The organism is Streptomyces sp. NPDC057474 (genome assembly GCF_042802555.1).
Lineage (GTDB): Bacteria > Actinomycetota > Actinomycetes > Streptomycetales > Streptomycetaceae > Streptomyces.
On record NZ_JBHVDX010000327.1, the window covers coordinates 1 to 7,968 of the forward strand.

General features: G+C 68.5%; 10 protein-coding genes and 1 pseudogene. 4 read left to right on the forward strand and 7 right to left on the reverse strand.

Going from position 1 to position 7,968, the window contains the following annotated elements; all coding sequences use genetic code 11:
* The first annotated feature begins 242 nt into the window (after nucleotides 1-242).
* On the forward strand, nucleotides 243-983 hold the full coding sequence (locus tag ACFU53_RS44500; protein WP_384005652.1) for a hypothetical protein: 741 nt from the start codon (nucleotides 243-245) through the stop codon (nucleotides 981-983).
* Here the strand turns inward: ACFU53_RS44500 and ACFU53_RS44505 are convergent.
* The 4 genes and pseudogenes from ACFU53_RS44505 to ACFU53_RS44520 all read right to left on the reverse strand — a co-directional run bounded on the left by ACFU53_RS44505 (nucleotide 973) and on the right by ACFU53_RS44520 (nucleotide 4,631).
* Complete coding sequence (locus ACFU53_RS44505; RefSeq protein ID WP_384005654.1) at nucleotides 973-1,839, reverse strand: hypothetical protein; 867 nt, start codon at nucleotides 1,837-1,839, stop codon at nucleotides 973-975. The two genes, ACFU53_RS44500 and ACFU53_RS44505, sit on opposite strands and share 11 nt — an antisense overlap.
* Nucleotides 1,840-2,065: 226 nt before the next feature.
* Nucleotides 2,066-2,518, reverse strand: coding sequence for a hypothetical protein (locus ACFU53_RS44510; protein WP_384005656.1), 453 nt, complete (start codon nucleotides 2,516-2,518; stop codon nucleotides 2,066-2,068).
* 236 nt (nucleotides 2,519-2,754) lie between these two features.
* A pseudogene (locus ACFU53_RS44515) lies at nucleotides 2,755-3,853 on the reverse strand (barstar family protein).
* A gap of 214 nt (nucleotides 3,854-4,067) precedes the next feature.
* Complete coding sequence (locus tag ACFU53_RS44520; protein ID WP_384005657.1) at nucleotides 4,068-4,631, reverse strand: hypothetical protein; 564 nt, start codon at nucleotides 4,629-4,631, stop codon at nucleotides 4,068-4,070.
* Between the two features lie 420 nt (nucleotides 4,632-5,051).
* Here ACFU53_RS44520 and ACFU53_RS44525 point away from each other — a divergent pair, with 420 nt between their 5' ends.
* The 3 genes from ACFU53_RS44525 to ACFU53_RS44535 all read left to right on the forward strand — a co-directional run bounded on the left by ACFU53_RS44525 (nucleotide 5,052) and on the right by ACFU53_RS44535 (nucleotide 6,435).
* Nucleotides 5,052-5,720, forward strand: coding sequence for a hypothetical protein (locus ACFU53_RS44525; RefSeq protein WP_384005659.1), 669 nt, complete (start codon nucleotides 5,052-5,054; stop codon nucleotides 5,718-5,720).
* A complete protein-coding gene (locus ACFU53_RS44530) occupies nucleotides 5,654-6,085 on the forward strand; it encodes a hypothetical protein (protein WP_384005666.1) in 432 nt (143 codons plus the stop codon). Before ACFU53_RS44525 ends, ACFU53_RS44530 begins: the two co-directional genes overlap by 67 nt.
* Before the next feature lie 80 nt (nucleotides 6,086-6,165).
* Entirely contained in the window at nucleotides 6,166-6,435 is a 270-nt protein-coding gene (locus tag ACFU53_RS44535) for a DUF6207 family protein (RefSeq protein WP_384005660.1), read from the forward strand.
* A gap of 16 nt (nucleotides 6,436-6,451) precedes the next feature.
* Here the strand turns inward: ACFU53_RS44535 and ACFU53_RS44540 are convergent, their stop codons facing one another.
* From ACFU53_RS44540 to ACFU53_RS44550, 3 genes are all read right to left on the reverse strand, one after another.
* The gene (locus ACFU53_RS44540; protein ID WP_384005662.1) at nucleotides 6,452-6,682 is read right to left on the reverse strand and encodes a hypothetical protein; all 231 of its coding nucleotides are present in this window, start codon (nucleotides 6,680-6,682) and stop codon (nucleotides 6,452-6,454) included.
* A gap of 166 nt (nucleotides 6,683-6,848) precedes the next feature.
* A complete protein-coding gene (locus ACFU53_RS44545; RefSeq protein WP_384005663.1) occupies nucleotides 6,849-7,535 on the reverse strand; it encodes a hypothetical protein in 687 nt (228 codons plus the stop codon).
* A 125-nt stretch (nucleotides 7,536-7,660) separates the two neighbouring features.
* Nucleotides 7,661-7,968 (reverse strand): hypothetical protein (locus tag ACFU53_RS44550; RefSeq protein ID WP_384005665.1); only part of this gene is annotated, 308 nt, incomplete at its 5' end.

The following is a 7,968-nucleotide window of genomic DNA, read 5'->3' on the forward strand; positions in this document are numbered from 1 at the left end:
GTTCATCCCCACGCAGATGACCGCGGACGGCCGGGCGATCGGTGCGCCGAGCCGCTGCCCGTCGCGCTCGACACGCGGAAGTTCACCCGCGCGCACCGCGGCGGCGACGCGGCCCGGGAGGGCGGCGGGTCGGTGGGTGCCCAGCGGGCGGTGTAGACACCTCAGGCGCCTAACTCGTCAAGCGGCGGGCCTCAGCCCGCTGTGTAGCCTGTCGATCTGTTCGAACGGGATGAGGGTGGGGCATGGAGACGCTGGTGGAAGGGGCCGTCACGGAGGCACTTCGTGACGGGGGTGACGATGCGATCCGCCTGTATGCCGCCGCCTGCGCCGAACGTATGGCGCCACTGTTCGTGGGCCTGCGGGCGGGCGCGCCGGGGCGGGAAGCCGACCTGGACTTCTATGCGGAGTCCGTACGCGATCTCTGGCATGCCGACCGGCCGCTCGCCAACGCCGCCGAGGGCGTGCGCCAGCTGGAGCGGTTCCCAGAGCTTCAGCCGAACGAGGAGGGGATCACCGATGTCGCCGACACCTACGCCTTTGTCGCGGAGCATGGCCCGTACCAGCTCCAGAGCGACCGGAAGGGAGACCTCGGCCCCGTCGTGGTAGCCGGCGAGGTCGGGCGGGAAGAGCCCGCCGAGGCCATGTCTCCCATCCGACGGCTCCACGCCGAAGTGGACGAAACCGGTGACTGCGGGCTCGCGGATCTCCAGCCGATCGATGCCCGAGGCCTCCGCGAAGGCGGCGATCGCCGCGAGGTACGCGGCTTCGACCGGCCCATGGTCACTGACCGCCTCCTCGGCACCAGTGTAGTGGCTGTGTTCGTCACGGTCGGCGGGGTCGTACTTGGTGATCCGGTAGACGAAGGACGGCGGCACGTTGCTCCCTGCGCGGTCAAGCGGGGTGCCAGCGCAATTCCCCGGCCTGAACGGATGGTCGACGATCGAGTAGAAATGGGCTTTCCAGTGCTGGGTATCAGCTGCTGAGGTCGAACACGCCCCAGGTTGTGAACGGCTCGGCCTGGACGTAGGTCCTGTTTCCTCGGCAGACAACCCGCCGACGACCGGGGGCAGAGCCATCGGGCAGGGTGAGCAGCCCGACGTCCGTTGACTCGACGGATGTTTCGATGATCTCTCCGTGGGCAAGTCGGTCCCGCTCCTCGCCGTAGCCGCCGTAGAAGGCGACCCGCTCACCGTGGACGGCCACCGCTTTGGCGCCCCGTACGCGGTTCGCCCACACCCTCACGGGCCGATCGGTGCGGTCGGGGCGTATCTCGACGAGCGGGAAGTCCGTGTATGGGCACGCCCAGGCGGTGGTGCCCGACACGTTCAGGGCGTAGCAGTCGAAGAGACCGGGGATGCGGGCGTCGTCTGACGTCCAAGCGAGTCGGCCCGTGCCGCTCCAGCAGCGGATTCCCACCGGGTTCTCGTCGAAGTGCCCTACCCAGATACGGCTGGCCTCGTCCACGAGCAGGTGCTCGATGGCGTCTCCGACGGAGAAGGACGATGTCTCACGGCCGAGCGCGTCGAAGACCTGGACCTGGTTCGCGTCCTCGTATCGGCGGACGCGAGACGCGGCGACGACAAACCCGCCGTCGGGCAGGCGGTCCAGGTGCGGCCAGCGGGCCCGCACGGCGCTCAACTCGGTGAGTTCGACGTTGCCGCCCGGATCGACGGAAACGACCAGCGCGTCAAAGGGCAGGACATCGCCGCCGGGCTGCGGAGCGCGTTCGGCAAGCAGCCAGTGGGCGGCGCCGAAAACGTCGACGGTACTGGTCAGGACGTGGCGGTCGTGGTGCGCCTGGGGCAGGTGGGCGTAGGGAACAAGGACGGTCTTCTGCACGGTGAGCTCTCCTGAGTGGGCGGTCGGTCACGGCCATCGGGCACTGCGGTGCGGCGATCGGCGGCGCGCGAGCGGTGGAGAGCAGAGCGGGGCGCCTAGAGGGCATGGCCCTTTCTGGTCGTCATGAGGTGATCCTGGTCGACATCCGACCTAGGGACAAGCCATTTCGGGTGTAACTGAGCGCTCCAGTCGGCACCGTTCGCCAACTGGAGCGCCCAGTCGGGTGTCAGCAGAACCAGACGACGAGGCGTACGTTTTCCCGGCCGTGGACCTCGCTGAGAACAGACATCACGCGCCAGACCCGACCCCAGTCGGTGTCGGTCCCCGCAGCTGCGGCGCGGCTTCGTGTGCCGGAGGCGTCTGTCTCCTGCCAGTCGGTGGCCTCGAGCTCAGCCCAGGTCAGCCAGGTGGTTCCGTGCACGTGGTCCGGGCCGCCGTAGGCCAAGAAGTCCCTGCGCAGTCCATCCGAGGCGTCATGTGGGAAGCCGCGCCCTTCGGCCAGGGGCCGGAAGCCAAAGAAGTTGCGAATGCCGAAGAGACAGGCCAAGCCGTCGTAGGCGTTGCCCCTGTTGAGCAGGAAGAGGTCGATGCCGGCTTCCCATACCGAGTCCTCGTCCTCCGGTCCCCACAGCCGGGCCCCCGGCCGACACTCGATCACTCCGCTGACATCGGTTGACATGCCCGCGATCCTGCCCCGTGCCCCACAGTCGCTGCATGCGCATTTCGCTTCGGCATAACGCGCGACTACGCCTGATCCGTAGATGCAGGCAGTCGGAGATGAGCTCCGTGCCAACTGAGCTGCCATCTGGGCCCAGGTAGGCACCACGGAGCCTGTGAGCCGGGCAGCTTGCGCGGAACAAGCGCCAGAGGGCGGAGGGGGACGGGCAGGGGCGAAGGCACCGATCGGACAGCGGCTCATGCCATGGTGACGTCCATGCCACCCTCGGCCAGGGTTTCAAGGACTGCGGTGAACAGGTCGTAGGGCTGGCCGTCCGGTGTGAGGGCGTGGGACAGGTGCTCGCGCGCGGTCGCGGCGTCTCGCCAGAGCAAGGCGGCGGGGGCGGTGTAGCCGAAGGTGCCGCGCAGGCAATCGTCGAGGGCGGCGAGGCAGCCGCCGAAGTAGCCGCCGGGTCCGTTGACCGCCTCGCCGAGCGCCAGATAGAGAGCTGGTTCGTCGGTGATGTACCGGCCGTCGAGTTCGTAGGCGTGGCCGGCTGGCCGGTCACGGTGGGATCGTCGGCAGGCCCGCTCGCGCACAAGGTCATGCCAGGCCCCGCGGCGGCGGGTGTCGAGGCTGGCCCAGGTGTTCACGGCGGCCGGTGGTCCAGCGAGCCACCGCTCCCAGATCGGCCGAGCGTATTCGGGGACCGGTGTGAAGCGGCCTCCGTCGAGCTCAAGGTCGATCAGGTCCGCCCCGCACGAGGATGGGCGCCAGGCGCTGATCGTGGCCCACAGCAGCCGATCGGTGAGCAGCTCGCCTCGGCCGTCCCGTATCTCCAGCGCGGCCTCCCCCAGATCCAGCGCCCGCCGGGTGCCCTTCGTCAATGCCGCCCTGAGCTGATCACTCTGCGCGAGCCCTCGCAGGACAATTGGTGCAGGCATCTGGTCGGGCGACAGGATGCGGGTAAATTCCCGGCAGGAGCCCAGCCAGCGATGCCCGTCGTGCACGCGAACGCGACCCCTGTACCCCTCGAGCGGACCTTCGTAGTCGTCCAGGCCGGTGAGCACCAGACTGTCCGTCCCGGGGGGGCTGCCCCAAACTCTCCGCGTCCTCCAGCAGCCAGGCATCGAATGCCTCGTCCTCCGGCACCAGCCACACCCTGCTGCCAGCCCAAGCGGGCACGCCGGATCCCTCCGGAACCCAGCCGAACAGCTCGTACGTCCCGCGCTGGGATTCTCCGAACAGCCCCTCCACTTCGGCGCAGACGCCCCAGACATGACCGCGCTCCGTCTCGGTCAGCGCGTAGGGCGCGCTCCCGCGCGCCTTCTCGTCTTCATGCACAGCGGAAATCATGCCGCGACCACGTTCGGACGACGAGGCCAGGGCCGCAGGGGGCCGTTCCTGGCTGACGGCGCACGTGTCGGTGTCAGTGGGCACGACTCGATGTCATCTATCTCGAAAAGTCACACAGGTGTGACTGAGCGCCGTACTTGGCCGGTCTGGCCAAGTACGCCGCTCAGTGAGGTGCGTCAGCAGCGAGCCAGGTCGTCGGGAGCGGCCGACGGGGTCACTGCCCGGTCGTTCCAAGGGTCTGGTCGGCCGTTGCGAAGCGGTGCTCCGTCGGCTTCAGCACGTCGTAGAGGTAGCCGAAGTACTCCGTTTCCGCCGTTCCGGTGAGCACCGCCAGTAGGAAGGCGACGCACCCCATGTCGTGGTGCTCCCAAAGGGGGCCGCGCCCCTCGTTGTAGAGCACGGTCCAGTCGTCGGGGTGCTGAACGGGCCGCACGAGCCAGTACAGGAACGCTCCCGTGCCCTCCTCGAATGCCCACGGCAGGATCCTCGCCCCCGCCTCCTGCAGGCCAGCGGGCTTGTCCTCGAACTCCCACAGGTCGGCCAGGATCTCGCGCCGTTCCGTCGTCTGCGCGTGCAGGTCACAGTCGTCGTAGGCGGAGTCGGGGACGAGCAGCCAGATCGTCTCGTCGAAGATGCCGTCGCCGTATGTCTCGACGAGCTGCTTGTAGTCGGCGGGCAGAGCCAGACCGAGGGTGCGCTCGGCTTGCGCCCAGTCCACCGCGGGTGGCGGATTGGCCGGCGGCGGGCAGAGGCGGACGAGCGCATCGAGGGTGACCATGGAACGGACGCTACCGGGACACCAGCCGGTACCCGTGGGAGGGTCGACAGGCCGGGCGAAGATCGGCAGCGGAACCCGGCCCAGGTACCGCTCGCCGGGGTGAAGACCTCGGCACGCCGGGAGCTGCGTCTGTCGGGTGGTCGATGAGCGCGCACTTGGCCGGTTGGGCCACCTACAGCACCCAGTCACAACAGGCTCGAACGTCAAGGGCAGTCCCCACTCACCTCGCGATGTTCGATTTATGTTCGATACATTGATCTTAGAGGTGCACCTGCAGCCCTCGAAGCACTGTGAGAGGCGGATGGTCATGCTGCTGCGAACGGCGTGCGTCTCGTGGCCCATGGCGACAAACCCGTCTGCAGCAGGGAAACGAGACACTCTGAGGCATCTGGAGAACCAAGGGAGCGCAGGGTGAACGCCATGAGCGGCCGCACGATCCTCAACCTCCGCTTCGGCCTCCCGCCCGACCACGATGCCGAGCTCCCCGAGCGGTTGCGCCGCCTGCTGGAGACCATCACGCCCCGTGTGGAGATGACCGGCCCGGACACGGCTGTCCTCGATCTCACTGGCGCGCTCCCCTACTGGAAACGTGACGCGCGCGGGCTGACCGCAGTGGTCCAACTCCGTGCGCTCGCCCACTTCGGCCTGCACACTTCGGCGGGGGTGGCCCCGAACCGGATGCTCGCCGCTATGGCCTGCGCGCTCGCCCCGCTGGGCCGGCGCACCGTCATCGACGACTCCCCCGCATCGATCACGGCGTTCCTGAGGCCCCGTCCGGTCCGGGAGCTGCCCGGCATCGGCGCGAAGGCGACCGCCACCCTCGCCGAGTACGGCCTGCACACCGTCGCCGACGTCGCCGACGTCCCCCAGTTCACTCTGCAACGCCTCCTCGGTGCCCGGGCCGGCCGCGCCCTCCACGAGCATGCCCTCGGCCGGGACACCACGATCGTCGACCCCACCCCCACACCGGCGAGCATCACTTCGACCGCGACGAACTCGACCCCGCCCAGCACCGACGCGCCCTGCTCGCCCTCGCCGACGACCTCGGCACCCGTCTCCGCGACTCCGGCCAGATCGCCAGCGGCCTGACCTGCACCGTCCGCTACGCCGACCACAGTTCTACCCGACGCAGCCGCACCCTGCCCGAAGCCACCCAGCACACCGTGCTCCTGGCCCGCGCGGCGTACACGCTGTACGAGTCCCTGGGGCTTCAGCGCGCCCGGGTCCGCGGTATCGCCCTGCGCGCTGATGCCCTCCGACCCGACGGCCGGGCCACCCGGCAACTCACCCTCGACGAAGGCGACGACAAACCGTTGGCGATCGAAGCCATCGCCGACCGCGCCCGGGCCCGATACGGGCAGCACAACGTGCTCTACCCCGCCGCCCTCGCGACCAACGCCTCGCCTCTCGCGCTCCGCAGGTCGGAACGTTCTGGCAGGACACCCCCGCCGTGACGGCGTCCTCGCCGATCCATCCGTCGGGCCCGTGAGACGAGCTCGGTCGGGTGAATTGGGCACTTGCTGAGAACCCCGCCGTGCACGAACACGTACTGACAAAAGTGGACCCGATCAGAGAAACGCACTTGTCCGAACCCGGCCTGCTCGTCATCGACGTGGCAGGCAAAGACGAGGACACCGTGCTCGCCTTCCAGAACGCGATCGCCCGAACATGGGCCTCGACCGTAGACCGCACTACCCGAGATGCAGGCCAGCCCGGCGTGCGGCTGCGCATGTATGTCGATATGAGGCAGGGCCTGGCGCAGGCTTCTCCGCCCGACTGCTCACTGGGCATCGGCACGCAATGAGGCCTGATCCGCCATATCAGCCGACTGCCTCTTCGGCCGGGGAAGTCTCCGGCCGGACGGCTGTCATGATCAGATCGCGCACGGGTGGCGGCCGCACCCCCGGCATCTCCAGGACGGGCCACTGACAGCCAAGCACCAGCCCGTCGAGCACTGCGTACATCTGAAGCTGAAACAGCAACACCAGCGCCGAGACCGCGCCGCCGGAAAGCGACCATCGTCGCTCGCGCAGCGTATCCAGGACAGACATCCCGGACAGCAGCCCCTCCCGTTTCGCCACTCCGTCACGGCTTCGCCGGGCTGTCCGGCATCCAGCTCGGCCGCAACTCGCTCGCACAGGCCAAGGGCCCACTCACGCACCTGCAGGGCCGTGCGCCAGCCGACCGCGAGGCTTCCAGCGATGCCGGGACGGTTCGTCAGGCGTCGACGAAGTTGGTCAGGATACAGCCGCCGACGAGCGCGTCCTGCGTCGTAGAGTTCGGCGGAGTCGCGTAGTTGGGCGCACAGTTCAGACCGAGCATGCCCAGAGACAGCATGTCCCTCTCGTCGCTGTCCGTTGCGTAGATACGTGCGGCGAAGTTCTGGCCGACGAACCAGCGCGTTCGCACGTCCCCCTCGCCCGCGGCGAGATCGGCCTCCTGGCGAGCCTTGAACGCGGACTCGAACCGGGCCATGTCGCTGACGACCACCAACGCGTGGCCAGGGCTGGCCGCGCCGTCGATCCCGTCGCACGTCGCGCGTTCCTTGATGCCCCACTCGGCGTTCGTCTTCGCCATCTCGGCCACCGCGCTGTCCGGCGAGGAGCCGTCGATGTCACCGAAAACCGTGTCCTCCGGCTCCGTCGACTCGTACTCGCACGTCGTCACGTTGCTGATCAGCCGTATCAGCTCGTCCGCGCCGGCCACCTTGGCGAGTGTGGCTTCCACACCACCGTCCACTCCTGTGGTGCCGTCGCCGTCCGTCCCGCTTCCGGCCTGCCCTCCGTTCTTGCCCGTGGCCGCCTGACTGCTCTGACTTTCGGACGGACTGTCACCGTCGTCACAGGATGTGGCCGTGAGAGCCAGGAGGACGGCGGCGGCCGCAACGGCCTGCTTGGTGCGCATCGGGGGACCCTTACGTGAGGTCATACAGATGAGTGGGACCCCCCGGAACCTAGCCGAAACGATCATAGAACAGCAAAGGAATGCCGCCCAAGGCGCGCCCGTCCTTCTCGATAGGGCACCCGGGATTACCTCGGCGGCAGCCCGCGCGGGCCGCGGCGGCGTCTGAGCTGCGTGCAGGCCCGGCCGACCCGGTCGATCCATCGTGAGCAGCAGGTAGTGAACATCTGGCCGGGTGCGATGTGCCAGAGCGCTTCGTCCCGTTTCCGTACCTGCTCGGACGGCTGCTCGTTGACGCGAACGATGTCGCTCTCGGCGAGGCGCAGTTCAACGTCGGTGCCTAAGACCGACCGGCAATAGGCGGCTGCTGTAGGCCCAGCCGGCGGGGTCGATGCAGTGCGGGCACGGGTCCACGTGATCATGGAGTTCTCTACGC

What these genes read in the sequence shown, in the direction of transcription:
- ACFU53_RS44510 (WP_384005656.1), bottom strand. Translation starts at nt 2,518, where the DNA reads ATGTCAACCGATGTCAGCGGAGTGATCGAGTGTCGGCCGGGGGCCCGG.
- ACFU53_RS44500 (WP_384005652.1), top strand. Translation starts at nt 243, where the DNA reads ATGGAGACGCTGGTGGAAGGGGCCGTCACGGAGGCACTTCGTGACGGG.
- ACFU53_RS44540 (WP_384005662.1), bottom strand. Translation starts at nt 6,682, where the DNA reads ATGTCTGTCCTGGATACGCTGCGCGAGCGACGATGGTCGCTTTCCGGC.
- ACFU53_RS44525 (WP_384005659.1), top strand. Translation starts at nt 5,052, where the DNA reads ATGAGCGGCCGCACGATCCTCAACCTCCGCTTCGGCCTCCCGCCCGAC.
- ACFU53_RS44520 (WP_384005657.1), bottom strand. Translation starts at nt 4,631, where the DNA reads ATGGTCACCCTCGATGCGCTCGTCCGCCTCTGCCCGCCGCCGGCCAAT.
- ACFU53_RS44545 (WP_384005663.1), bottom strand. Translation starts at nt 7,535, where the DNA reads ATGCGCACCAAGCAGGCCGTTGCGGCCGCCGCCGTCCTCCTGGCTCTC.